Origin of the sequence: Aestuariirhabdus sp. LZHN29 (assembly GCF_049985285.1) — a bacterium.
Classification (GTDB): domain Bacteria; phylum Pseudomonadota; class Gammaproteobacteria; order Pseudomonadales; family Aestuariirhabdaceae; genus Aestuariirhabdus.
The window spans coordinates 138,989-165,265 of sequence record NZ_JBNIEU010000004.1 but is presented as its reverse complement, the minus strand read 5'-3'; the positions used below and the strand labels follow the sequence as shown (position 1 = coordinate 165,265).

The window sequence follows — 26,277 nt, the reverse complement described above, 5'->3', positions numbered from 1 at the left end:
GGTAAGTTAAATAAGATGAGTAGAATTAAAGGCTGTTTTCAGCGCCTTGATGAGGCGGGTCGCAAGGCACTTATACCTTTCATTACCGCAGGGGATGGCACTCCCTCCCTAACGGTTCCGTTGATGCACGCAATGGTCGAGGCGGGTGCGGATATACTTGAATTGGGTATTCCGTTCTCGGACCCTATGGCCGACGGGCCGGTTATCCAGTTAGCTTGTGAAAGGGCACTATCACACGGTGTTACATTAGCTGACGTTTTATCAATGGTGTCGGAGTTCCGCAAACAGGATAATCAGACGCCTGTTGTTTTGATGGGCTACCTCAATCCGATCGAGATTATGGGGCATCAGCAGTTTGCCGAACGTGCCGCCCAAGCGGGTGTCGACGGCGTACTGACTGTTGACCTGCCACCTGAAGAGGCTGATAGCCTTGGCGGGTATCTTGAGGCAAACCAGGTTGACACCATTTTTCTGGTGGCGCCGACAACCACGGTTGAACGTATTAGAAGTATCTGCAGCAAGGCCAGCGGTTACATTTACTACGTATCCCTTAAGGGGGTAACCGGGTCGGCGACGTTAGATACCAAGGCTGTTGCGGAACGTATAGGTGTTATGCGTTCCATAACCGACCTTCCGTTGGGAGTGGGCTTTGGTATTCGCGATGGTGAAAGTGCCGCGAGTATCAGTCAGTGTTCCGATGGAGTGGTCGTCGGAAGCGTACTGGTGGATCAGGTAGCCAAGAATCAGCAACACCCGGAGAACGCCATCGCAGGTGTATCATCTATCCTTAGGGAGATGAGATCTGCTATGGATAAGCTGAACCACTAGCGAACTGACTGGAACGACAAATGAGCAACTGGCTTGTTGATAAACTGAAATCATCCCTTAGTGGCCGCGAGGCAGACAAGCGCAGCAATGTGCCTGAAGGGTTGTGGAAGAAATGCGTCAAGTGTAATTCGGTGCTCTATCGGCCGGAGCTTGAGAAGAACCTGGATGTTTGCCCAAAGTGTGAACACCACATGCGTATCACCGCGCGCACCCGTATCGATTATTTTCTCGATGCTGATGGCCGTGTGGAGCTTGGCGCAGAGTTTGAGCCAGAAGATCGGTTGCGCTTTAAGGACAGCAAAAAGTACAAGGATCGCCTTGTCTCTGCCCAGAAAGCGACCGGTGAAACAGATGCGCTGGTTGTGAATCGCGGTACTGTCAATGGCGTACCCGTCGTGGTGGTGGCGTTTGAATTTGCTTTTATGGGTGGATCCATGGGGTCTGTCGTCGGGGCGCGTTTTGTGCGTGCGGTCGATGAGTGTCTTGAGCACGGACTTCCCCTGGTCTGCTTCTCTACCAGTGGTGGCGCGCGCATGCAGGAAGCACTCTTTTCGCTGATGCAGATGGCAAAAACCGCCGCCGCACTGGAGAAGATGAAGCAGCTTGGTTTGCCCTATATTTCGGTCCTTACCGATCCTGTTTATGGTGGCGTTTCTGCCAGCCTCGCAATGCTGGGCGATGTTAATATCGCTGAACCAAACGCTCTGATTGGATTTGCCGGGCCTCGAGTGATAGAGCAAACCGTTCGCGAGAAATTACCTGAAGGCTTTCAGCGTAGTGAGTTTCTGCTGGAGCACGGAGCAATCGATATGATTGTAAGTCGTGCGGTAATGCGTAATACCCTGTCGGGTCTTCTTTCCAAGATGCAAGGTTTAGGCGCACCGGCGCAGGACGTCATCCAAAACGTCGATACGACAGAGCCTGAGACTGTCGGTGTTGAGGTTGATGAAGCCTGATTCACTTGAATCCTGGTTAGGCTATCTGGAGCAGCTTCATCCCATAGAGATCGATCTTGGGTTGGAGCGCGTCGCCTCTGTCGCCAAGGTGCTGGGAGTGCTCAATCCAACTGCAACCGTGTTTACCGTTGCAGGTACTAATGGGAAAGGCAGCACCTGTGCACTCCTTTCCAGTATGTTGGGCACTGCCGGTTATCGGGTTGGTGTCTACTCCTCCCCGCATCTGTTGAGATACAACGAGCGTATTCTGCTTGATGGTGTGCAGGCGAGCGATGATCAAATCGTTGCCAGCTTCGAGCGTATCGAGCAGGCTCGCGGTGCAATCTCGCTCAGTTATTTTGAATTTGCCACCCTTGCTGCACTGGATCTGTTCACTCACTCTGATCTCGATGCCTGGATCCTTGAGGTCGGCCTTGGGGGGCGTCTTGATGCGGTTAATATTATTGACGCGGATGTCGCCGTGGTGACCTCGATAGCCGTGGATCACGAACAGTGGTTAGGCTCGGAGCTGGAGGGGATTGGTCGCGAGAAAGCGGGCATCTTCCGCCCATTTCGACCGGCGGTCTACGGTGGGCGCCAAGCCAATGCCGGGGTTAGCGGCGAGGCGCAACGAATCAGTGCGTGCTGGTTAGCACGAGACGAGGCCTTTGTTCAGCGGCTGGACGGTGAGACGTGGCGCTATGAGGGGGCTGACCGACACGGCGTGCCGCGCACAATAAGTGGCTTACCTATGCCGGATCTTCCCTATGACAACGCGGCAACAGCGATCTGCGCACTATTGAGCTCCCCTTTGAATATTAGCGATGATGCGATTTGTGCAGGTATCCGCAAGGCGCGCTTGGCGGGTCGTTATCAGCAGTTTAAGCTGCATAATCCTGCAGGCGCACCCATACATATTGTGCTGGATGTTGCTCACAACCCCCAGGCAGCGGAAGTGCTCTGCGAACGGTTGCGAGAGAGTCCTGCGCAAGGTACGACCCGTTGCGTGATTGCGATGCTTGATGATAAGGATGTAGAGGGTGTTGTTGCAGCGCTTGCACCCCAGTGCTCGGATTGGTTTTTGTCCGAACTCTCGTCGCCAAGGGCCTGCCCCTCAGAACGGCTAAAAGCAGCGCTTGAGGGGATCGCTTGTGAGAGGTTCTCCTTGTATAGTAACGTCGGTAACGCATTGGCAGCGGCTATCGAAGCGTCCTCCCCAGGTGACCGGATATTGGTAGCGGGATCGTTTTTAACTGTCGCTGATGCATTGAATATGGTCGAACCATTACATGCCGACCCGGCTTAGGGTGTGAGAGAGCGGACTTTTTTCATGGAGCAAAATATTCGGCAGCGTCTGGTGGGAGCCGGCGTATTGCTGGCGCTGGGTGTTATTTTTTTAAGCTGGTTGTATGAGCCTGCAGCGCAACGCGGGTCAGCGAAGCGGATCCCTGAGCCTCCCCCAATGCCTGATGTGCCAGCGTTCATTGCTTCGGAGCAGGCCCATGCTGAGCAGGTCGACATTGAAGCGACGGCTGCCAACCGTTACCAGATGCCGGAACCTGAACCTGAGGTAAAGGTCGCACCCAAGCCGCAACTCCAGAGTAGTGGAGTGCCCCGCACCTGGGCGTTGCAGATGGGGGTTTTTGCCAACCGCGACAATGCTAATGCGTTGGTGGCCAAACTTAGGGGGTTGGGTTACAAGTCCTACAGTCGACACTGGGTGCGCGAAGGCGGGCAAGAGGTTGATGGTGTCTATGTCGGGCCGATGGTGGATCGGGCAGACCTGATGCCACTGCAGAAGAAATTGAAGGGGCAGGTGAAGTTAGAGGGTGTCGTGGTGCGCTATCATCCCTAGCTAATCTGCGCGGGTCTGGTTGGGGTGCTCTATGGGCAAGCAGGGAGTGCTCTGCTACAATTCGCGGCTCTGAAAGGCGTAGCGAGAAAGCGGAACCGATTGTGTCATTCACCTGGGTAGACTTGGCCATATTGGCGATCATCGCCATCTCGGCACTCATCAGCATTAGTCGGGGTTTTTTCCGTGAAGCGCTCTCTTTGGCAACATGGATAGCCGCCGTCATTATTGCGTGGACCTTTGGGGGCAGCCTATCTCTGCTGTTCACCCACTATATCGAAATCCCTTCGGTCCGAATCATTGCCGCCTGTGTATTGCTGTTCATCGCCACCCTGATGGTGGGGGCCATGATAAACCACCTTATCGCCGAACTGGTTAAAATGACCGGGCTCTCAGGCACGGACCGTGCGTTGGGAATGGCTTTTGGCGCCTGTCGTGGCGTTTTGATTGTTATTGTACTGGTTGGGCTGGTCGGGTTTTCGCCCGTTCAGCACGATAAGTGGTGGCAGCAGTCCAAATTGATTCCCCATTTCCAGATCCTGGCCGAGTGGTCGAAACGCTCGGTAATGCAGGTAGTGGGTCCCTTTATAAGCTCCTCCAGCTAGCTAGTGATGTTGAGCTGGTCCTCAGCAGAGAAATCGAGGTAGACGATTGTGTGTGGCATTGTAGGTATTGCAGCAAAATCCCGGGTCAATCAGGAGCTCTATGACGCTCTGACGGTTCTTCAGCACCGGGGGCAGGATGCCGCAGGAATTGTAACCGGGGAGGGCAGTCGCTTCTTTCTACGTAAAGATAATGGCCTCGTACGGGACGTATTCCACACCCGGCATATGCAACGTTTGGTGGGTAATATGGGGATCGGCCATGTTCGGTATCCTACCGCAGGCTCCTCCAGCTCCGCTGAGGCGCAGCCATTTTACGTTAATTCCCCCTACGGTATTACCTTGGCACACAATGGTAACCTGACTAACGTAGAGGAGATTAAAGAGCAGTTGTTTAAGAGTGACCTTCGCCATATCAACACCAACTCCGACTCGGAGGTGTTGCTCAATGTGTTCGCTCATGAGCTTTCCAAACAGCAAAAATTAAAGCCCTCCGCCGAAGATATTTTCCGCGCGGTAGAGCGCGTGTACCAGCGCTGCCGCGGTGGCTATGGGGTAATCTCGTTGATTTTGGGTCATGGTATTGTGGGTTTTAGGGATCCCAACGGTATTCGCCCCATGGTGTTCGGACAACGAGAGTCAGAGTTGGGTACCGAGTATATGATCGCCTCAGAAAGCGTGGCGCTTGATTCTCAGGGGTACACCCTTATTCGGGATATAGCACCTGGAGAGGCGGTCTACATCGACACCGACGGCGAACTACATACTCACCAGTGCGCCGAAAACCCGAAGTTGACCCCCTGCATTTTTGAGTACGTCTATTTTGCCCGCCCGGACTCGCGCATGGATGGTAGCTCAGTCTATAAGTCGCGCTTGAAAATGGGCGAGAAGTTGGCGGAAAAAATTCTCCGTGAGCGCCCTGAGCACGACATCGACGTAGTAATACCGATCCCGGACACCAGTCGTACCTCTGCGTTGCAGTTGGCTAACCGCCTGGGGGTTAAATTCCGAGAAGGCTTTATCAAGAACCGCTACATTGGCCGCACCTTTATTATGCCCGGTCAGAGCGAGCGAAAGAGATCGGTCAAGCAGAAGCTGAATGCGATCGATCTTGAATTCAGGGGCAAGAACGTACTGTTGGTAGATGACTCTATTGTCCGTGGAACGACCTGTGGCCAGATTATCGAAATGGCCCGAGATGCCGGTGCAAATAAAGTCTATTTCTGTTCGGCAGCCCCCGAGGTGCGATACCCCAATGTATACGGCATCGATATGCCCGCCGCGAATGAACTGATCGCCAATGGACGCAGTTGCGATGAGATCTGTGAGGTGATCGGTGCTGATTGGATGGTATTCCAGGATCTGCCTGATTTGATCGATTCGGTACGGGAAGGGGTGGATACGCACTTTGATGGATTCGAGTGCTCGGTGTTCGACAACAAGTACGTGACCGGTGATATTGATGCCAGCTATTTAATGCGAGTTGAAGCGGCCCGAAACGACGGTGCAAAAGGCGAGAGCCAGCTAAGCGGTAACGCCATTATCGATTTGCACAATGATGAGTGAGACATACAAGAGAAGCGATATGCTGGATGAGAAGCACGACCGGTTGGACTCTGACCTTAGTGGCGCGCACGTAGATACTTTGGCGGTGCGTGCGGGTCAGTATCGGACCATGGAGACAGAGCACGGTGAGCCAATTTTTACCACCTCGAGCTATGTGTTTCGAAGTGCCGCTGATGCCGCAGCACGTTTTTCGGGTGAAGAGCCGGGCAATGTGTATTCGCGCTATACCAACCCCACAGTGCGAACCCTTGAAGAGCGCATGGCAGCGCTGGAAGGGGCAGAACAGGCGGTCGCGATGGCCACCGGTATGGCGGCTATTCTGGGCGTGTGCATGGCGTTTCTGGAGTCCGGTGACCGGGTCGTGGTATCGCGCAGTGTGTTCGGAACAACGACCACCATTTTTTCTCGTTATTTGAAGCGCTTTGGAGTTGAAACAACCTTCGTTGACCTGACGGACATGGCCGGGTGGCAGCAGGCGGTGAATGAAGATACCGCGATGCTATTCGTCGAAACACCCTCTAATCCCCTGAGTGAAGTGGCGGACCTTCAGCAGCTCTCTGCATTGGCCAAAGCAAACGCAGCCATGTTGGTCGTGGACAACACTTTCTGCACACCAGCGTTGCAACGCCCGATGGAGTTGGGTGCTGACATCGTTGTCTATTCAGCTACCAAATATCTGGACGGACAGGGTCGCTGTATGGGTGGACTGGTCGTTGGCAACTCTGAGCATATGAAAGAGATGGTCGGCTATTTGCGCGCAGCCGGTCCCACCCTGAGTCCCTTTAATGCGTGGATCATTCTTAAAGGGTTGGAAACGCTGCGCCTGCGTATGCAAGCCCATTGTGACGCAGCCCACCAGCTGGCGCTGTGGTTGCAGACCCAGCCTAAGGTAGACCGTGTCTACTACAGCGGGTTGCCCGGGCACCCACAGCACCAGCTTGCCAGTGAGCAGCAACGTGGCTTCGGTGGGGTCGTCTCCTTTGAGGTTAGTGGTGGTAAAGAGGAAGCCTGGCGTTTTATCGATGCCACTCGCATGATCTCGATTACCGCTAATCTGGGTGATACCAAAACAACGATTACCCATCCCGCAACCACTACCCATGGTCGACTCAGTCAGGAGGAGCGGGACCGAGCGGGTATCCAGGATAACCTGATTCGCGTGGCGGCGGGTTTGGAATCGGTCGCAGACCTGATTGCAGACCTGGAACGGGGTCTTGAGGCGGTTTAGGCGGCCTCTTTTTCTAGCGTTATATCCCATCGGCGAAGGGAGTCGCCCGCTGTGACCTCCGTTTATTAATCAGGTGAACACCCTGTGGCGGCTCGAGAACTGCGAAGCACTGGGCCTGTGCCCAGGCTCTGGTATGCTGTGGAAGTGGTTTGACTGTGTGAACAAAAGGATAAGAGTGATTCGATGGAAACCGTGATCAAACGCTGCCTTGTGGAGTTGGAAAAGGTCATGGTGGGCAAGCCCCACCAGTTAAGACTGGCTCTATGTTGTCTGATCAGTCGAGGCCATTTGCTGATTGAAGATCTTCCGGGGATGGGAAAAACCACTCTGGCGCAGGGGTTGGCTCGCGTCATGGGGTTAAGTTATAGCCGGATCCAGTTTACCAGCGACCTGTTGCCCGCCGATATTCTGGGGGTGTCGGTCTATGATCGCGACCGCAACCTGTTCGATTTCCATCCTGGTCCGATCTTTTCCCAGGTGGTACTGGCCGATGAGATCAACCGGGCTACACCCAAGAGCCAAAGTGCATTGCTTGAGGCGATGGAGGAGCGTCAGGTCTCCATAGAGGGGGAAACCCGGCACCTGCCCGCGCCGTTTTTCGTTATTGCCACCCAGAACCCCCAGTCCCAGGCGGGTACTTTTCCGTTGCCAGAATCCCAATTAGACCGCTTTTTAATGCGCTTGCAACTGGGTTACCCGGACACAGACGCGGAGCGCCTTATTCTGATGGGGGAGAGCGGCAGGGGACGGATAGATCAGGTAGAGGCCTGTCTGGATCAGGAGGTACTGGCGGATCTTCAGCGGCAAGTTAACGCTGTGCGGCCCAGCAGCGCCCTGATCGACTATCTGCAGCGTCTGGTTGCCCATACCCGTTCCAGTGATCAGTTCGCCTGGGGGCTTTCGCCTCGGGCCTCCCAGGCACTGCTGCAATGTGCGCGAACCTGGGCGTGTATGGATGGGCGTACTCATCTGGTGCCCGAAGACCTGCAGGCGGTGTTGCCCTCGGTGGTCGAGCATCGTTTGCGCGAGCAATCTGACCATCGAGGCTACTCCGGGCAAGCACTGGGCCAGAGGTTGTTGGCCGAGGTCGACGTCGTGCGATAGGAGATCGTTATGAGCGCCTTAGGAGACAGGTTGCGGCGGTCCTTTAACCGCTGGATCAATCGCCGGATTCCTCCCCAGTCGCGGGTCACGCTAAATCACCGGCGGATATTTATTGTGCCGACCCGTGCGGGCTATCTGTTTTTGGTGTTGATTACTGCGGTGTTTCTAGCGGGTGTTAACTACCAGAACAGTATGAGCTTTGCGGTCGCATTCCTGTTGACCAGCCTGTTTATCATCGCAATACACCATACCTACAATAATCTTGCGGGGCTCACTTTGGTGGGGTTGCGCAGTGGCAATGGGCATTTAGGGGACGACCTCCCCTTTGCGCTGGAGTTGTCGGTATCCGGTAACCCCCAGCGGTATGCCATCGAGTTGGGTTGGCCCCAGGGGGTACAGCAATCGGTCTCCCTGTTTTCCAATGAGCCGCGTGCCCTTTCACTTTACCTGCCAGCCCCGAGGCGAGGCTATTTCCACCCCGGAAGACTGCGCATTCAGACGCGCTACCCCCTGGGGTTGCTGGTTGCCTGGAGTTGGGTAGACCTCGATCTTGTTGCTCTTGTTTATCCTCGCCCGTTGGCTGCCCCTCTGCCGGCGGGCGCGAGTAGCAGTGGGGAGGGGGAGATGATGGAGGAGTTGGCTGGAGCCGATGATTTCGCTTCGGTTCGAGAGTATCGCCAAGGCGACCCCCTTAATCACTTGGCCTGGAAGCAGAGTTCGCGTCATCAGCAGCTGTTCACCAAGGAGTTTGTCAGTGCCCGCGAACGACGTCTATGGCTCGATTGGGCGGTGACAACGGGGCCGGTGGAGTCACGGCTGTCTCATCTGTGTTTTTGGTGTTTGCAAGCCGAGCGGGAGCAGGAGGACTATGGTCTGCGTTTACCCGGGGTGGAGTTAGCTCCCTCTCATGGGCGTCCTCATCTGGAACAATGTTTACAAGCTCTAGCGCTATGCCAGCCCTGAACCCTCACCAGATCCCTCGCACCGCGCTTTTCTGGTTGCTTGCCTGCCAAGTGCTGGTAGTCGTGCCCCATTTGGGGCGCCTTCCTCTTTGGGTCCTGGCGCTGGTTGTAGTTTGTGTATCCTGGCGCTTGATGATTTTCACTGGGCGCTCGGGGTACCCTCCGTTGTGGGTCAAGTCTGTCATGCTGCTGTCAGCGGTTGCAGCGATACAGTGGCGTTATCATACGTTGGTAGGGCTGGACGCAGGGGGGTGTCTGCTAGTTGTCGCTTTTGTGCTCAAATTGCTGGAGATGAAGTCCCTTCGGGACGCGTACCTGGTTATTTTTCTCAGCTGTTTTGTGGTGGTCATTTCACTGCTTTATGATCAGACACTGGTCAGTACATCGCTGGCCTTTATCAACCTGTTGCTGATCGTCGCAGCGGCTGTTGGCCTGAACCAGGGGGGCTTGCAGGAGCGCCCGCTGGCGGCTGTGCGTAAGGCCGGATCAATGTTGTTGCAGGCTATCCCTTTGGCGCTGGTGTTGTTTGTGCTGGTGCCCAGAGTACCCCCGCTCTGGTCTGTCGAGCCGCCTGGCTCGCAAGCACGCACCGGCCTGAGTGACAGTATGGCGCCAGGGGATATTGCCGAGCTGACGCAATCCGATGAGCTGGTGTTTCGCGCAACCTTTGAGGGGGAGGTGCCGCCCAAACGCCGCCTATACTGGCGGGGCTTGAACCTATCCCATTTTGACGGTCACCGTTGGTCCCAGCTGCCCGCCGCCAACGACAGCAGGCGTCACCAGCTTAATGCGCCACCCCGTGCTGCGGTGTTGTCGGAGCGCGAAGCGTTGGGCACTGAGGTTGCCTATCGTATTATGCAGGAGCCTACAGGGCGGGCCTGGCTGTTTTCCCTCGACATGGTGTCGGCGCCCGTAAGGGGCGCCATCCTCACCAGGGACTCCCGCTTGATGGCACCGGAGGCCGTGAAGCAGCGCTACAGTTATCAACTGCGTTCTGCCCTTGATTACCGCCTCGATCTTGAGCTGCCAAACTGGATGCGTGAGCTCTACCTGCAGCTACCAGAATCCGGTGATTTACGAGCCCGTGAATTTGCACGCGCCCTCTATCGGGAGGTAGAGGGAGACGGGGCGCAGTTTGTTCGGCGGATTATGCAACGTTTTAACCAGCAGCAGTATTTCTACACATTGCGACCGCCCAGATTACAGGGGGATAGTATTGATCAGTTCCTGTTTGAAAGTCGCCGGGGATTCTGTGCCCACTACGCCGGCGCTCTGGTGTTTCTGGCACGGGCGGCGGGTATTCCAGCCCGGGTCGTCGCAGGGTACCAGGGGGGAGAGGTAAACGCAGAGGTTGGCGTAGTGCAGGTGCGCCAGTTCGATGCTCATGCCTGGGCAGAGGTCTGGCTTCCGGGGGCTGGCTGGGTGCGCGCTGACCCGACGGCGGCGGTGGCTCCGGATCGTATTGAGGAGAGCTTGCAGCAAGCGATGGCAAGTGAAGGGAGTTTTTTGGAGGACGAGCCATTCTCAGCGCTGCGTTACCAGAACATTCCCCTGCTTAATCGGCTGCGGTTGCAGTTGGATATGCTGGAGTACTACTGGCACCTTAATGTTTTGGATTTTGACCAGACTCGTCAGCAGGGGTTCTGGCAGGAGTGGCTGGGGAGCGCCGATATAGGGCGGGTTGCTATTGCGCTGCTGGCAGCGGCGGCGATTACCCTGGGGGTGCTGGGTGGCTGGGGCTGGTGGGTGCAGCGGCAGCCGGCACCCGATCCCGTTACGGCAGCGTATCAACGATTTTGTCGGCGGATGGAGCGACAGGGGCTGGCGAGATCCGTCGGGGAGGGCCCGCTGGATTTTATGCGCCGGGTTCAGCTGCAAAGGCCTGTGCTGGCTCGGGCGGTCCAGCGAGTGACGTCGCTGTATGTCGAGGCTCGCTATATCACCGCCGAGCCTGTAGTTATGCAGCGTAACGCGAAAGAGATGCGGCGGATTATACGGAGTCTTTAAATAAATTGGCTAATTGCATTCTAGGGTTGGAAAGAACTCCTTGGGCTCTTCAACCTGATCACAGGCTACTGGTTGGATTTCATACCATTGAGACGTAGTGCCGGAAGCAGGGTTTGGTTGGATTCCCATGGCACCCTGCGTTGACCAACTGCGGCTGGAAAACGGCAAGGTCTGGCCCATTTCGGACCTTAAGGGCTGGTTTAGCCGCAATGTGGCTTCTAGTCAAAAGCGGACATTTCAGGGCATGCTGCTCTCGACCAAAATGGGCACTTTGCAGTCATCCCAAACTACTCATTTGTAAACCGATGAGTGGCGATCTGGCTCTGTTTTGAGCAAACCTCCAGCCGTTGCATTGCATGTCTATGATTGAATTCAGTGAGCAAAACCATCCAGTTGCGAGCATTGCCAACCTTAAATGTGACGATTAATGTAACAATTTTGTCGCTATTTATTAGACCCATTCAGTCCTGACGCGTCACCATGAGTTCCAGCTGCCCTGACAGTAAACCAAGAGGGGTGGCAAGAAATCCAAATGCATCTTTCAAAGCCATAGCAGCAATCGCATCTGCAGGGCGATAACAAAAATTAAGGTTGATACCCATGATCAAGACACGGTTGACGGAGTTGTTAGAAATTGAACATCCCATCATACAAGGGGGGATGCAGCGAGTTTCCAAAGCTGAGCTGGTCGCGGCGGTAGCCAATGCTGGAGGGTTGGGCTTTCTTAGCGCGTTGACTCAGCCTACACCAGATGATCTGCGCAAAGAGATCGATCGCACTCGGTCCATGACCGATAAACCGTTCGGCGTGAATTTGACTATTCTCCCAAGCCTGACGCCTCCGCCTTACGAGGAGTATGTGAAGGCGATTATCGATGGTGGCGTCAAGATTGTAGAAACCGCTGGTCGTAGTCCCGCTCCCTTTATGCCGCTGTTCAACGAGGCGGGCGTCAAGGTCATCCACAAGTGCACTTCAGTCAAACATGCTAAGAAGGCACAAGAGGTGGGTTGCGCTGCTGTAATCATCGATGGTTTTGAAGCCGCAGGACACCCCGGTGAAGATGATATCCCGTCTCTGGTGCTGCTACCCCGCGCCGTTGATGAGTTGGATATACCCGTGATTGCCTGTGGTGGCTTCAGTGATGCGCGAGGTTTGGTGGCCGCTCTTGCTATGGGGGCTTCGGCCGTGAGCATGGGAACCCGTTTCTTGGGGACTCAAGAAGCTCCTGTCCATGACAACCTGAAGCAGAAACTCATTGCTGCCACAGAGCTGGATACGCAATTGATCTTTCGTAAATTCAGGAACACTGCTCGTGTGTTTAAAAATACCGTTGCTGTGGAGGTGGCTGAGATCGAAAGCCGCAGCGAATCAGAGTTTGCCGATGTCGCACCTTTGGTGGCAGGTAAGCGAGGTGCAGTGGTGCTGGAAACCGGGGATATGGAACACGGAATTTGGTGGGCGGGCGTCTCGGCAGGCCTAATTTACGACATTCCAACTGCAGCCGAGTTGATCTCTCGAATGGTTGGGGATGCTGAGCATCTGATTAATGAGCGTCTTGCCAGCCTGATCGTGTAGGCGGCAGAGTCTTCTCTAAATCACCAGTGCGCTGGAATGAAACCTTTATTTATCGTCGATCTGGAGCCCAGGTTTCTATCGGCAAGCTCATAGTTGCTCTGCATGCTCTGTCGCCTGTGGCTTTCATCGTGTGCTTTCAATAAGAAAAAGTATCAAGTAGTTGGAGTGAGATATGTATAACCAAGAATCAAAGCTGGCGTTGGTAACTGGGGGGGGCTCAGGGAATTGGTGCTTGCTGTGCAAAGGTGTTGCTGGCTAGTGGCTATCGAGTGGTTGTAGCCGATATAAACCCCGAGTCCCTAGACCGCTTTGAAACGGAGACCGGCATCCCCGGTGTTCAGGTAAATGTCTCGGACTTTAATGATGTCGAGCGGATGCGGGCAGAGGTTGAAGCACGCTTCGGGATGGCCGATGTGCTGGTGAATAACGCAGGGATCACTCGCGATGGTTTTATGCACAAGATGGACCCGGCAAGTCAGTGGCAAGCGGTTATTGATGTCAATCTGACGGGCGTGTTCAACATGTGCCGGGCATTTGCACCGGGCATGAGAGAGCGTGGCTTCGGACGTATTATCAATATCAGCTCGATGAATGGCCAGCGCGGACAATTCGGGCAGGCAAACTACGTAGCCGCCAAAGCCGGGGTGCTCGGTTTTACCCGCCCAATCGCCCAAGAGCTGGCTGGCAAGGGGGTGACTGCCAACGCCGTTTGTCCCGGGTTCATACTGACCGAAATGACAGCGTCTATGTCTAAAGAGATTCTAGAAAGTGAAGTAGCAAAAATTCCGGTCGGACGTATCGGCTCCCCCGATGACATTGCAAATACCGTGTCATTCCTAGCATCTGAGCAAGCTGGGTTTATTACCGGGGCAACGCTATCCGTCAATGGTGGTCAGTACATGGCTGCTTGACCTAAACAGAACCAGTGCACCACCGTGTGTCCTTTGGCGGGTATCTTGCGATCCCGCCTTTTTTGTTTTTATCCATTACCGCATGAGCGGCTGTGACTTTCTTTAGTCTCAAGCTTCCAGTGCATGGTGGGGGCACAGAAAATGCCTGTTTAATCTAGCTTTTTCGATCCTCGGACGGAGTGCAACCAAAATGTTGCTTATATACGCGGATCAAAGAAGCTAATGAACCGTGTCCGCTACGAATCGCCACCTCGGTAATGCTCAGTTTGGTTTCTTTGATCAGCCGGCGCGCCGCGGCTATTCGCAATCGAGAGTAGTGCTTGGCGACGGTGGTCTGCATAACCTCCTTAAAGTCCCGCTCAAGCTGACGTTGCGATATGCCGGTCAGATTCGCAATTGCATCAACGGAAAGCGGCGACTCGATATGTTTCTCCATAATTTTGATCGCACGAGCTATTCGCGGTGCGCGTTCTTCAAGGCGGCCTGCACTATGTTCCTTCTGCCTAACACTGCCTGGGCGCTCGGTATCGAAGATCAGCAGATCGGATACGGAAAGTGCTAAAGCCTCACCATAATCCTGACGGATCAAGTTCAACATCAGGTCCAGTGCGCTGGCGGATCCACCAGAAGTGATACGGCTGCCATCAATCACATAGCGATCATGGCAGACGGTTACGTTGGGGAAACCTTCCAGAAACGTTTCGGCCTCGGTCCAGTGGATAGTCGCTCTATGGCCTTCCAGCAGCCCCGCCCTGGCCATGGTGTAACTACCCGCATCCAGCCCGCCGATCCGCGCAACCGTTCTCTTCGCACGGCGTAAGCCATTGATGACCTCGTCGGTAGTGTGAGTCCGGTAGTTGTAGCTGGCGAGGACAAAGAGAAGATCGGGGCAGTCTTCTCGCAGCAAGCTTTCCAGACTAGCGCTGATCGGCGCCGGGAATCCGCTGTAGCTGTTCACCGCGATACCGTTTATGGAGACCAAAGTCACCCGATAGGCCTCTTCCGCTTGGAATCCATTGGCGGCTTTCAGCGCTTCAACGGAGTTGGCGAGGCAGAGATTACTGTATTCCGGCAGGAGCAAAAACGCGTAGTGCTTCATCACCTGACGCCTCATTAATTGTGACGAAAATTGTAACAAATGTGTCGGGAATTATGAAACCAGAGCTAATGGGGTGCGGCACGATGGAGAACAGTTGCTCTTGCTCCACAAAGCGAACAATCGCGGGCAGGCCTTCTAGTTCTGGAGGCAAGGCAAATAACAATAACAACAACGTTATTCAGGAGAGTACCGGATGTCATTTGCGCGCGTCCTGCAGCCTCGGTCAATTGCAGTATTTGGGGGGCGAGAGGCCGAAGAGGTGATTCGTCAGTGTGACCGTATAGGTTACCAGGGGGAAATCTGGCCGGTTCATCCGAAAAAAGCCGAGATTCTCGGCCGTAAAGTTTTTTCCTCCGTGGCTGATCTTCCCGCCAGCCCTGACGCGGCTTATATCGCGGTTAATCGCAACCTAACAATCGATATCGTGCGTGACCTGGCTAAGTGTGGAGCCGGTGGCGCGGTCTGTTTTGCCACCGGTTTTACAGAAGCGGGTGAGGATGGCGCAGAGTTGGAGCGACAGTTGCGCGATGCGTCCGGAAGCATGCCGCTGCTGGGGCCGAACTGCTATGGCATGTTGAACTATGTCGACGGCGCCATGCTTTGGCCCGACCAGCAAGGTGGCTCCCGTGTCGAGCGCGGGGTGGCGCTGATCACCATGTCTTCCAATATTGCTTTCAACCTGACCATGCAACTGCGTGGCTTGCCTATCTCCTACGTCCTGTCGCTGGGTAACAAACTGAAGTTTGACCTGCACGATGCCATCCGCACCTTTGCAGAGCTGGAGCGGGTATCGGCGATCGGTCTTTATGTCGAGGGTATATCCGACCCCAAAGCATTCGAGGACGCAGTGGCCTTTGCGCGTCAGGTGGGCAAGCCTGTGGTGGCGATCAAATCAGGACGCTCCGAGGCGGCGCAGAAGATGGCTATGTCGCACACCGCTTCGCTGACCGGATCGGATGAGCTGATGAATGCGTTGTTCAAGCGTACCGGGGTTGCGCGCGTTTACTCGATGGAGGCGTTGGTTGAAGCGCTCAAAGTGCTGCATGTCTGTGGGCCGCTCCAAGGTAATCGTGTTGGCGTTATGAGCACGTCCGGAGGTGACTTGTCGCTGATCGGTGATGCCATGGACGAGACAGCTCTGGTCATGCCTGCGTTGAGTGATGACGGTGTGACGCAGGTGGCTCCGACGGTTCATGAGCGAATTGTGGTCGCCAATCCTCTCGATTATCAGATGTTTGACTGGAATGATCAGGCGCGCATGGCAGACACCAATACCGCCTTCATGCAGGACGGTTTCGATATCACGATCAGTCTGCTCGACTACCCTCGCGCAGATCTTTGTGACACCACCTCTTGGGAAGTGGCCGAACGTGCCTTTGTTGAGGCCGTGCAGAGAACCGGTGGTAAAGGCGCGGTGATGTCAACGCTGGCTGACAACATGGCAGAACCGGTAGCACGACGCTTGATAGAACAGGGGGTGGTGCCGTTGACCGGCATCGAGTCTGGTCTGGCTGGTATTCAGGCCGCTTTGGATGTGGGCCGTGCTTGGTCGCGACATGAGTTACCGCTGCTCACACCCTCTGCTGAACCGGATGCTGCGGTCTTGGAAGTTTTGGATGAAGCTAAGTCCAAACAGCTGTTGAGTGGCTACGGCGTCACTATTCCTGCTTCTGAGCTGGTGTCGAGTGCCCAAGAGGCCGCAGACGCGGCGACAAGGCTTGGTTTTCCTGTGGTTGCCAAGGTGGTAGGGGTGGCTCATAAGACCGAGATCGGTGGTGTGAGGCTCAATCTGCGTAGCGCCGCAGAAGTGTCCGAAGCGGTTGCCGCACTGACGTCTATCGCCGATCGGTTCCTGATCGAGAAGATGGTTGCTGGAACCGTAGCGGAGCTAATTGTCGGTGTGGCGCGGGATGAACAGTTTGGCCCCTATCTCGTGGTGGGCGCCGGCGGCATCTTGGTTGAGTTGCTCAAAGACAGTCGCTCACTCCTGTTGCCGGTCGGTAAGGAGGAGGTGTTTGAGGCGCTTAACAGTCTGAAGTGTGCGCCCCTCTTTAAGGGCTTCCGGGGGCGTCCTGTAGCTGATTTAGAAGCTGCGGCCAGCGCTATCCTCGGTATTGCCAATTTTGTACGCGAGCACAGCGAACGGATCGCCGAACTGGATGTAAATCCGCTGATGTTGCTGCCTGAGGGTGAGGGGGTGGTGGCGGCTGATGCGCTGATCCGTATGGTGCCGATCTCCAACTAGCTTTTGCCGTTCTCCTAACACCAGACACTAACTTGATACTTGGCAGGTTTCACACAAACCTGCCTCCATACCCGGAGTGAACAATGACCAACACAAGTGATTTTCTGAAGGTTACCCGTAACGGCCAGATCCTGGAGATCGTCCTGGATCGCCCTAAAGCTAACACGCTGGATGCCCCCTTAAGCCGCGTGATGAGCCAGCTGTTTGCCGACTTCCGCGACGACCCCACCCTGCGCGTCGCCATCCTAACCGGCGCCGGATCGAAGTTTTTTTGCGCGGGATGGGATCTCAATGCGGTCGCTGAAGGCGAAGAGTATCTGGAGGACTTTGGCGAGGGAGGCTTCGCCGGCTTCCCTGAGATGACCAGTCTCTACAAGCCGGTTATCTGCGCGGTTAACGGGCTGGCGGTGGGGGCCGGCTTTGAGATGTTGCTGCGTGCCGATTTTGTCCTCGCAGCTGAGCATGCCGAGTTCTATCTGCCCGAAGTACGCATCGGTGTCGCGCCAGATGTCGCTACCTTCATGTTGCCCAAGCTGCTGCCACGCACCAAGGCGATGGAGATTCTGATGGCTGGGCGTCGTCAGAGTGCTGCAGAGTTGGAACGTCATGGTCTGATTAACGAAGTGGTACCCGCCGAACAATTGATGGAGCGCGCCCGTGCTCTGGCGGCAGATCTGCTCAAGGCCGCGCCACTATCGCTGGCGGCGATCAAAGAAGCCGTACTGATGACCGAGAAACTCAGCTTCACCGAAAGCTACGCTGCGCTGCGCGCCAGGACTTGGCCGAAATTCATGCAGATGCTGGAGAGCAGCGACGCGCAGGAAGGTGCTAAGGCGTTCGTCGAGAAGCGCGATCCAGACTGGATCGGTCAGTAGCCCTTTCGGCCCCTAATACGGAGCAGAGCATGGATTTCCAACTGACCACAGAGCATCAACTGCTGATCAGAACCGCACGCCAGTTTGTTGAGCGCGAATTGCTACCGTACGAAGATGTAGTGGAGCGCAGCGGTGACGTGCCGACCGAACTGGCGGCCCAGATCCGGCAGCGCGCCATCGAGGTCGGTCTCTATGCCTTCAACATGCCCGAGTCGGTCGGTGGTGCCGGTCTCGATGCCCTGTCACAGGCGCTGATCGAGCGGGAGCTAGGCAAGGTTTCCTGGGCGCTGCAGGTCTCTGTCGCCCGTCCCAGCAAGATTCTGATGGCATGCAGCGGCGAGCAAGCTGAACGCTATCTGCTGCCCTGTGTACGGGGTGACAAGTTGGACTGTTTCGCCCTGACAGAACCGGGTGCTGGCAGCGATGCAGCGAGCATCCGTACCCGAGCCGAGCGTGACGGTGACGTGTACCTGATCAACGGCGCCAAACACTTTATCAGTCATGCCGGTGAGGCGGATTTCGCCATCGTCTTTGCGGTGACCGGCGTGGATGAATCGGCAGTCAGGCCGCGTAACCAGGTGACCGCGTTTCTGGTCGATAGCGATACACCGGGGCTGACGATTCGCCGCGGTCCACGCTGCGTCAGCAACCGTGGTTATCACCAGTACGAACTCTTCTTCGACGACTGCCCGGTGCCTGCAGATCGGGTATTGGGGCAGGTCGGAGAGGGCTGGCAAGTAGCCAACGAGTGGCTTATCGCCGGCCGTGTGATGGTGGCGGCCAGCTGTGTTGGCCAGGCGCAACGGGCGTTCGATCTGGCTGCGGCTTGGGCATCGGAGCGGCAACAGTTCGGCCGCCCCATCGGTGACAACCAAGGAGTCTCCTTCCTGCTCGCGGATATGGCAACGCGCTTGCGTTGCGCCGATCTGCTGGCGCTGGAAACCGCCTGGCGGATGGATCAGGGCTGCATGAGCGACGCCGATGCAGCGATGGCCAAGCTGTTTGCCAGCGAAACGCTGGCTATGGTGGCCGACAACGCGGTGCAGATCTATGGCGGCATGGGGTTGATGGATGAAACTCCGGTCGAGCGGATCTGGCGCAACGCCCGCATCGAGCGGATCTGGGAGGGAACCTCCGAGATCCAGCGCCACATTATCGGCAAATCCATTTTGCGACAGCAGCCGGGCGCCCGAACGTCTGCAGCGATCGCCCAACCCTAACAACCTTTTCAACGCTTACCAGGAGGTCTGCAACCGGGAGATTTATTGACGCAGTTAACCGACAATAAAAATGTAAAAATATAAAAATGAGGGTATCTAGACCATGACGAATAACAACAAACACCCTGCCAACGGCGACGTAGCAGCCGTGGATAAAGGGATATTCTGGCCCGCACTGATCACCATATCAGTGGTGTTGCTCTCCATGATCCTGTTTGAGGAGAGCGCCAAAACCATCGTGAAAACGATGTTCAACTTCTTCACCGATCAACTCGGTTTCGTCTATATCTGGGCCGGTGCGCTGTTTCTGGGTGCGGTGGCGTGGCTATCTTTTGGCAAATACAGCCACATTCGCCTTGGGGGTGCCGAAGCGCGACCCGAGTTCAGCCGCATGAGTTGGATCGCGATGTTCTTCTGCTCCGGTATCGGCACCGCGCTGATCTACTGGGCTGCGATCGAATGGACCTACTACTACGATTCGCCCCCGTTCGGCCTGGAGTCTAAAAGCCAGGCTGCCGCCGAGTATGCCGCCATGTACGGTATGTTCCACTGGGGGCCGATCGGCTGGGCCTTTTACTGTCTCACCGCTTTCCCCATCGGTTATGCCTACTACAACCGCAAGAGTGGCGGTCTGCGCCTTAGCAGCGCTTGTGCAGGTATCATCGGCGAGCGTCATGCCAACGGGCTGGTGGGTAAAATTATCGATATCATGTTGATCTTTGGTCTGGTGGGTGCAACCGCGACCACGCTGGCATCTGGCACCCCAATGCTGGCTGAGGCGCTCAGCCGCTTGCTCGGTATTGAACACACCTTCAGCGTAGATGTAGCGGTGGTTTGCATCTGGACCGCAATCTTTGTTACTTCGGTGGTACTGGGATTGAAGAAAGGGATCAAAATCCTCAGTGACGTCAATTTGGTGGCGGTACTGCTACTCTGTTTCATCGTCTTTGTCGGTGGCCCCACCTTCTTCATGCTCAACCTGGCTACCGATAGCTTCGGCCTCATGTTGTCTGAATTTGCGCGCATGTCGTTCTACACCGACCCGATCGGCAAGAGCATGTTCCCGCAGTGGTGGACCATCTTCTACTGGGCCTGGTGGGCGGCTTACGGCCCCTATATGGGTATTTTTATTGCCCGAATCTCCAAGGGGCGTACCTTCCGTGAGATCGGCCTGACCGTCACCCTAGCAGGTAGTGCTGGCTGTATGTTGTTCTTCATGCTGTTCGGCAACAATATGATGTACGCCGAAATGAACGATGTGTTCCCTGTTTTGCAAACCATGAAAGACGATGGTGCACCGGCGGCCATTCTCGGTGTGCTGTTGCAACTGCCGATGGAGTGGCTGGTGTTGCCGCTGTTCGTTTTCGTTGGTTTTGTCTATTCCGGCACCACGGTCGACTCCTCCGCGTACGTGATGGCTTCGATCGCTTCCAAGCAATTGCATGACGGTCAGGAACCGACCCGCTATAACCGACTGTTCTGGGCGCTAATCCTCGGTGCGACCGGCCTGGTGGTGATGAATATCGGCGGTCTGGACCCGCTCAAGACCGCCAGTATTGCGGTGGGTCTACCGCTGGCCGTGCTGATGGGAATCTCGTTTTTGTCTCTGCTGCGCTGGTTGCGTGAAGACCTGAATGAAGCTGTTCCCGTTGCCAAGACTGCGCGCATAAACCCGACAGATTCCAAGTCACATGGAGCATCAACGGCTGGACCGGAGGCGCTTGCAAGTAAGGCCTAATGCAGTTTGCACACTGACCCTCGATAGGCGGCTTCCCGAGTGGAGGCCGCTCTTATGTAATCCCTGTCATTATCGAATTGGAGGCAACGCATTGAGGCCCTATCTCGCTTCACCCATTGGTTTTAAGCTAGAAAATGGTGTCGGCACGATCACACTGAACAGACCAGAAGCGCGAAACTCTATTTCCGAGGGGATGTTTGCTTCTTTGCTAGTGATTCTGACCGAATGTCGCGGCAATAAATCGCTGCAAGTGCTGGTTATAGAAGCCGAAGGACCTGTGTTTTGCGCCGGCGGCGATGTGCAATTCTTTCAGCAGTTGTTGGCGGTTTCCCCGCGAGAACGTAAGCAGATGCTGACTCGCTACATCGGGCTGGCGCATCATGTGATTCTGGCGTTGGCGGAGATCCCCTGCCTGGTTATTGCGGCGGTTCGTGGCGCGGCTGCAGGTTATGGTATGAGCCTCGCGTGTGCTGCCGATATCCTGCTGGCTGAGCAGGGTAGCCGATTTGTTCCGGCTTATGCCGCTTTGGGGACAACACCTGATGGTGGCCTGACTTATCGTCTGCCAACGTTGATTGGTGAGAAACGAGCATTAGAGGTGCTCAGCACGAATCGACCGTTAAGAGCCGAAGAGGCTCTGGCTTGGGGGTTGGTTAATCGCGTCGCCGATGTCGGAAATCTTGATCAAACGGTTGCTGATGTCGTTGAAAAGTTGTCCGCTGGTTCTCTCTCCGCTCAGCTTCGGATGAAAGCATTGCTGGCTCAGCGCAGGCTGGCAGAACTGGCTACACAGTTGGATGAGGAGCTGCAGTCTTTCATTCTCTGTTCCGATAGCTCTGATTTTATTGAGGGTGTGCAGGCATTCCTTGAAAAGAGGGAGCCGAGATTTGGTCAGGGCTAGAGGCGCAAATTGTTACGATGACTTTGACATTTGTAGGAGGCATCCTCAGAATTCCAGCGATCGACCTTGATACCAACCTATGAGCGCTACGTAGCTAGCCTCATCAAACCGAAAAAATCGCGATGGCCCGCTCGACTCGTCTAATCACGGCTTCCTACATCCTTTCCTTTGTTGCGGCTAATGCGCCCCAGCGGCTCCGTACAGAAACCATTGCTAAGTGGGTTAAGACCCACCCTACTCGAGTGCGACATATCGTTTCTCAGCTGGTCAAGGCGGGTATCCTTAAATCCTACCGCGGTGCCACAGGCGGTCTGGCATTGGATCGTAGTCCTAATGAGATTACCTTGAGAGAGGTCTATGATGCGGTTCAAGGTAGTCCGCTGATTGCAGAGGGTATCGACAACCCCTTCTCGGGGTGGCAGGACCATTGCAAAGTGCATGGGGTGTTTACAGATCTTTTTGCAGACATCGAAACCAATATCCGTTCTCAGCTTGAGCAAGTAACGCTGGATAAGATGTTTGTGCCGTTTGGCCGCGACTATGACGTCAACGAAGGCTGATGATGCTTTTCGAATGTTGTGTGTTGGATAAAAGGCTGTGGCTGGTATATCGCAGCAGTGGCGTTGACCAGCAGGTCGGCGTTCGAAAACGTCCGCTTTCGGTAAGCCTGCTTATTCAGACGAACAATGCTCTAAGGTCGGCTTTGTGCGCGGAGCCGCTGTTTTGACCACTACAGCAACCAACCAACTTATGCACGAAACGGCTGTTGGGGGCCAGACTGACTCCTACCAACTTTTGTACAGAACAGGGTGCTCTCCTTTACTGCCATGGAGCAAAAATCCAACCTAAGAATGCAAATAGCCAATAAATTCTGTGGGTCGTTTTGCGCGCATAAAAAAACCCGCCGAGGCGGGTTTTTTTATGCTGGGTTCGCTTACTGAACCTGGACCGCAGCGATGCGCTGTCCTTCGTCCGCCGCTTTCTGATAAGACTCCATTTCATTGAAGTTCAGGTAGCGGTAGACATCGGCAGACATGCTGTCGAGGTTTTTCGCATAGTCCATGTACTCAGCCGGAGTCGGCAGTTTGCCCATGATGGCAGATACTGCGGTGAGTTCGGCAGAGCCCAGATAGACGTTGGCACCAGTCCCCAGACGGTTGGGGAAGTTGCGGGTGGAGGTAGAGATAACCGTCGCACCCGGAGCGACACGCGCCTGGTTACCCATGCAGAGGGAGCATCCTGGCATTTCGGTGCGCACACCTTTTGTGCCGTAGATGTTGTAGTAACCCTCTTCCATCAACTGAGCTTCGTCCATTTTTGTCGGAGGTGTCATCCAGAAGCGAGTGGACAGAGTGTCATTGGTAGCGTCGAGTAGCTTACCGGCAGCACGGAAGTGGCCGATGTTGGTCATGCAAGAGCCAATGAATACCTCATCGATCTTGGTTCCGGCTACGTCGGAGAGCAGTTTGACGTCGTCCGGGTCGTTAGGGCAGGCAACCAGAGGCTCCTTAACGTCGGCAAGGTCGATGTCGATGACTGCGGCGTAGTCGGCATCGGCATCGCCACTCATCAGCTCGGGATTCTTCAGCCACTGCTCCATATTCTGAGCGCGACGTTCGATGGTTCTGACGTCCCCGTAACCCTGCTCGATCATCCAGCGCAGCATGGTGATGTTGGAGTTCAGGTACTCGCGAATAGGCGCTTCGTCGAGCTTGATGCTGCAGGCTGCGGCAGACCGCTCGGCGGCGGAATCGGACAGTTCGAAGGCTTGCTCAACCTTGAGGTCGGGAAGGCCTTCGATCTCCAGAATGCGGCCAGAGAAGATATTGATCTTGCCTTTCTTGTCAACGGTCAGCAGACCCTGCTGGATTGCGTAATAGGGGATCGCATTAACCAGGTCACGCAGGGTGATACCGGGTTGCAGCTTGCCTTTGAAACGCACCAGAACAGACTCGGGCATATCCAGCGGCATAACGCCGGTGGCAGCTGCGAAGGCTACCAGGCCGGAGCCAGCCGGGAAGGAGATACCGATCGGGAAACGGGTGTGGGAATCACCACCGGTACCGACAGTATCGGGCAGCAGCATACGGTTCAACCAGCTGTGGATGACGCCGTCACCGGGACGCAGGGAAACACCACCGCGATTCATGATGAAATCGGGCAGGCTATGCTGCATCTGCACGTCGACCGGCTTGGGGTAGGCGGCAGTATGGCAGAAGGACTGCATGGTCAGGTCGGCGGAGAAACCGAGGCAGGCCAGGTCTTTGAGTTCGTCGCGGGTCATCGGGCCGGTGGTGTCCTGGGAGCCGACCGTTGTCATTTTAGGCTCACAGTAAGTGCCAGGGCGAACGCCTTCGACGCCACAGGCTTTACCTACCATTTTCTGTGCAAGGGAGAAGCCTTTGCCGCTGTCGGCAGGCATCGTGGGTACACGGAACAGATCGCTTGGCTCCAGTCCCAGTGCGGCACGCGCCTTATCGGTCAGGCCTCGGCCGATAATCAGGGGAATACGGCCACCCGCCTGAACTTCGTCCAGAATGACGTCGGATTTGAAACCGAACTCAGAGAGGACCTCACCGCTTTCATTCAGAATCTTGCCGTCGTAAGGGCGAATCTCGATCACATCACCCATGCCGATCTTGTCGACGGGTGCTTCAAATACCAGCGCGCCAGCATCTTCCATGGTGTTGAAGAAGATGGGGGCGACCTTGGCACCGATGCAGATACCACCGCCGCGCTTGTTAGGGACGCCGGGAGAGTCTTCACCGAAGAACCAGAGTACCGAGTTGGTGCCTGATTTGCGTGAGGAGCCGGTGCCGACAACGTCACCAACGAAGGCAACGGGCAAGCCTTTGGCCTTGACCTCGTTGATCTGGGCAATGGGTCCCTTAACACCGGGCTCTTCCGGAGTTAAGCCATCGCGCTCCATCTTGTACATGGCGTTGGCGTGCAGTGGGATATCGGGGCGTGACCAGGCGTCGGGAGCCGGAGACAGATCGTCGGTGTTGGTCTCGCCGGTTATCTTGAAGACGGCAACTTTGATGCTTTCGGCAACCTTGTCGCGACTGGTAAACCACTCTGCTTCAGCCCAGGACTCCATTACAGCCTGGGCATTGGCGTTGCCACCCTTGGCTTTCTCCTCTACATCGTGGAAGGCGTCAAAGACAAGAAGGGTTTTCTTCAGCTGTTCGGCGGCAATCTCTCCCAGGGCTCCATCGTCGAGCAGGGAAACCAGAGTTTCGATGTTATAGCCACCCAGCATTCCGCCGAGCAGTTTTACCGCCGCTGCTTTGTCGATCAGGGGAGAGCTGGATTCGCCTTTGGCGACAGCGGATAGAAAGCCCGCTTTAACGTAGGCGGCCTCGTCAACTCCGGGGGGGACGCGATTAGTGATCAGGTCCAGGACGGTCTGCTCTTCGCCAGCGGGCGGGTTTTTCAGCAGCTCGACTAAGGCGGCGACTTGTTCTGCGTCCAGTGGTTTGGGTGGAACACCCAAGGCGGCGCGCTCTTCTACGTGTTTACGGTAAGCTTCTAGCACTTTGTAATACCCTCATCGGTTGTCCTGTCGCCCAAGATCGGATCTGGTCTGATCGGACCTTCAACAGGTATGCGTCACGGGCTTGTAACCCCCTAATTTGGCGGCAGAAGTATAACGTATTAGGGCTTATGAAGTTAAGTAAGACGTTGGTTTAGGAAGGGTATATCGGGAATTCACAAAATAAATGGCGAGCCCCCTTGAATGGGGGCTCGGGCAGGTTTTAGCGTTGGGTTACGACGTCTTCAAGGTGCTCCATGATGTCGACGGGTTTCAGTGTCAGTACGTCGCAGCAGATACTGTCGAGGATGAGCTCGGCGGTGTTGCCGATGATAGCGCCACTGATACCGCTGCGTGCAACGGTGCCCATCACCACGAGGGATGCATCCAGCTCCTCTGCGAGTCGGGGTATGAAACCCTGTGCCGGGCCTTCACCGACGTGGATGGCTTGCTCCGACACTTTGTGCTTCGTTGCATAGGGGACGCAGGCGTTGCGATAGAGTTTGTCGAGGCTCTCGATGTTCTGGTATACCGGATCAGGAGAGGAGAGCATCGGCGCCGGATGGGCAGCACCTATATGAAGCTCAGCATCGGCGAGCCCCGCAATATCATGGGAATGGCTCATTATGACCTCGTTGAGGACCTGATGGTCCTGATCGCAGGCATCGGCGTCGACGGCAGCGAGGACAACCCCGTTTTCCCACGCACGGTCATTCTTCACCAGTAGTACAGGGCAGGGGCAGCGACGCAGCAGTTTCCAGTCGGTGGGTGCGAACACCGCGCGGCTTAACTCATTCTCTTCCCGTGCGTCTTTGATCACCAGGGCACAACCTTCGGTCTGCTGTACGTGGATGATGGTGGTGGTCACGCTGTGATGCCATTTTTCATGGCCCTGGGCGTCGATTCCGCGTGTCCGAACCTGGTCGACCAGTGCTTCAAGCTGGGCTTGGGAGTTGGCGTCCGGGCTTTTGTTGCAGGCCAGCAGGTGCAGCGTCGCGCCGGTTACTTTGGCGATCAACTTGCCGCGTTTAAGCGCCGTATGCGTCGCCTTTCTGGTATCCACTACCACCAGGATATTTTTTATATTATGCATT

Annotated in this window: 21 protein-coding genes; 18 read left to right on the top strand and 3 right to left on the bottom strand. The window is 55.6% G+C overall.

Annotated elements, in window-relative coordinates; all coding sequences use genetic code 11:
* Positions 1-15 precede the first annotated feature (15 nt).
* From trpA to ACP3PW_RS14805, 12 genes are all read left to right on the top strand, one after another.
* Positions 16-828, top strand: a complete 813-nt coding sequence (trpA, locus tag ACP3PW_RS14860) for a tryptophan synthase subunit alpha (RefSeq protein WP_426417518.1) — start codon at positions 16-18, stop codon at positions 826-828.
* Between the two features lie 20 nt (positions 829-848).
* Positions 849-1,784, top strand: coding sequence for an acetyl-CoA carboxylase, carboxyltransferase subunit beta (gene accD, locus ACP3PW_RS14855; protein ID WP_426417517.1), 936 nt, complete (start codon positions 849-851; stop codon positions 1,782-1,784).
* The gene (gene folC / locus ACP3PW_RS14850) at positions 1,774-3,069 is read left to right on the top strand and encodes a bifunctional tetrahydrofolate synthase/dihydrofolate synthase (protein WP_426417516.1); all 1,296 of its coding nucleotides are present in this window, start codon (positions 1,774-1,776) and stop codon (positions 3,067-3,069) included. Before accD ends, folC begins: the two co-directional genes overlap by 11 nt.
* A gap of 24 nt (positions 3,070-3,093) precedes the next feature.
* On the top strand, positions 3,094-3,618 hold the full coding sequence (locus tag ACP3PW_RS14845; RefSeq protein ID WP_426417515.1) for an SPOR domain-containing protein: 525 nt from the start codon (positions 3,094-3,096) through the stop codon (positions 3,616-3,618).
* Between the two features lie 101 nt (positions 3,619-3,719).
* Entirely contained in the window at positions 3,720-4,220 is a 501-nt protein-coding gene (locus tag ACP3PW_RS14840) for a CvpA family protein (RefSeq protein WP_426417514.1), read from the top strand.
* A 48-nt stretch (positions 4,221-4,268) separates the two neighbouring features.
* Entirely contained in the window at positions 4,269-5,783 is a 1,515-nt protein-coding gene (purF, locus tag ACP3PW_RS14835; protein ID WP_426417513.1) for an amidophosphoribosyltransferase, read from the top strand.
* Between the two features lie 19 nt (positions 5,784-5,802).
* The gene (locus tag ACP3PW_RS14830; protein WP_426417512.1) at positions 5,803-7,011 is read left to right on the top strand and encodes an O-succinylhomoserine sulfhydrylase; all 1,209 of its coding nucleotides are present in this window, start codon (positions 5,803-5,805) and stop codon (positions 7,009-7,011) included.
* Between the two features lie 183 nt (positions 7,012-7,194).
* A complete protein-coding gene (locus ACP3PW_RS14825; protein ID WP_426417511.1) occupies positions 7,195-8,115 on the top strand; it encodes an AAA family ATPase in 921 nt (306 codons plus the stop codon).
* A 9-nt stretch (positions 8,116-8,124) separates the two neighbouring features.
* Positions 8,125-9,078, top strand: coding sequence for a DUF58 domain-containing protein (locus tag ACP3PW_RS14820; protein WP_426417510.1), 954 nt, complete (start codon positions 8,125-8,127; stop codon positions 9,076-9,078).
* Positions 9,045-11,084, top strand: a complete 2,040-nt coding sequence (locus ACP3PW_RS14815; RefSeq protein WP_426417509.1) for a transglutaminase TgpA family protein — start codon at positions 9,045-9,047, stop codon at positions 11,082-11,084. Before ACP3PW_RS14820 ends, ACP3PW_RS14815 begins: the two co-directional genes overlap by 34 nt.
* A 600-nt stretch (positions 11,085-11,684) precedes the next feature.
* A complete protein-coding gene (locus ACP3PW_RS14810) occupies positions 11,685-12,659 on the top strand; it encodes an NAD(P)H-dependent flavin oxidoreductase (protein WP_426417508.1) in 975 nt (324 codons plus the stop codon).
* Between the two features lie 269 nt (positions 12,660-12,928).
* Entirely contained in the window at positions 12,929-13,570 is a 642-nt protein-coding gene (locus ACP3PW_RS14805) for an SDR family oxidoreductase (protein WP_426417507.1), read from the top strand.
* A gap of 154 nt (positions 13,571-13,724) precedes the next feature.
* Here ACP3PW_RS14805 and ACP3PW_RS14800 read toward each other — a convergent pair whose 3' ends face one another.
* Positions 13,725-14,669, bottom strand: a complete 945-nt coding sequence (locus ACP3PW_RS14800; RefSeq protein ID WP_426417506.1) for a GlxA family transcriptional regulator — start codon at positions 14,667-14,669, stop codon at positions 13,725-13,727.
* A gap of 193 nt (positions 14,670-14,862) precedes the next feature.
* Between ACP3PW_RS14800 and ACP3PW_RS14795 the strand changes: the two genes are divergently transcribed.
* From ACP3PW_RS14795 to ACP3PW_RS14770, 6 genes are all read left to right on the top strand, one after another.
* The gene (locus ACP3PW_RS14795) at positions 14,863-16,914 is read left to right on the top strand and encodes an acetate--CoA ligase family protein (RefSeq protein ID WP_426417505.1); all 2,052 of its coding nucleotides are present in this window, start codon (positions 14,863-14,865) and stop codon (positions 16,912-16,914) included.
* An 83-nt stretch (positions 16,915-16,997) separates the two neighbouring features.
* A complete protein-coding gene (locus ACP3PW_RS14790) occupies positions 16,998-17,789 on the top strand; it encodes an enoyl-CoA hydratase-related protein (protein ID WP_426417504.1) in 792 nt (263 codons plus the stop codon).
* A 29-nt stretch (positions 17,790-17,818) separates the two neighbouring features.
* Positions 17,819-19,009 carry an acyl-CoA dehydrogenase family protein gene (locus ACP3PW_RS14785; RefSeq protein WP_426417503.1) on the top strand — a complete coding sequence of 397 codons (1,191 nt, stop codon included), beginning with the start codon at positions 17,819-17,821 and terminating at the stop codon, positions 19,007-19,009.
* Between the two features lie 103 nt (positions 19,010-19,112).
* Positions 19,113-20,747: a BCCT family transporter gene (locus ACP3PW_RS14780; protein WP_426417502.1), complete on the top strand. Its 1,635-nt coding sequence runs from the start codon at positions 19,113-19,115 to the stop codon at positions 20,745-20,747.
* Positions 20,701-21,648, top strand: coding sequence for an enoyl-CoA hydratase/isomerase family protein (locus tag ACP3PW_RS14775; protein WP_426417501.1), 948 nt, complete (start codon positions 20,701-20,703; stop codon positions 21,646-21,648). Before ACP3PW_RS14780 ends, ACP3PW_RS14775 begins: the two co-directional genes overlap by 47 nt.
* Before the next feature lie 122 nt (positions 21,649-21,770).
* Complete coding sequence (locus tag ACP3PW_RS14770) at positions 21,771-22,208, top strand: RrF2 family transcriptional regulator (protein ID WP_426417500.1); 438 nt, start codon at positions 21,771-21,773, stop codon at positions 22,206-22,208.
* A gap of 374 nt (positions 22,209-22,582) precedes the next feature.
* Here ACP3PW_RS14770 and acnB read toward each other — a convergent pair whose 3' ends face one another.
* Complete coding sequence (acnB, locus tag ACP3PW_RS14765; RefSeq protein WP_426417499.1) at positions 22,583-25,186, bottom strand: bifunctional aconitate hydratase 2/2-methylisocitrate dehydratase; 2,604 nt, start codon at positions 25,184-25,186, stop codon at positions 22,583-22,585.
* Positions 25,187-25,406: 220 nt separating this feature from the next.
* Complete coding sequence (locus ACP3PW_RS14760) at positions 25,407-26,276, bottom strand: universal stress protein (protein WP_426417498.1); 870 nt, start codon at positions 26,274-26,276, stop codon at positions 25,407-25,409.
* Position 26,277 lies beyond the last annotated feature (1 nt).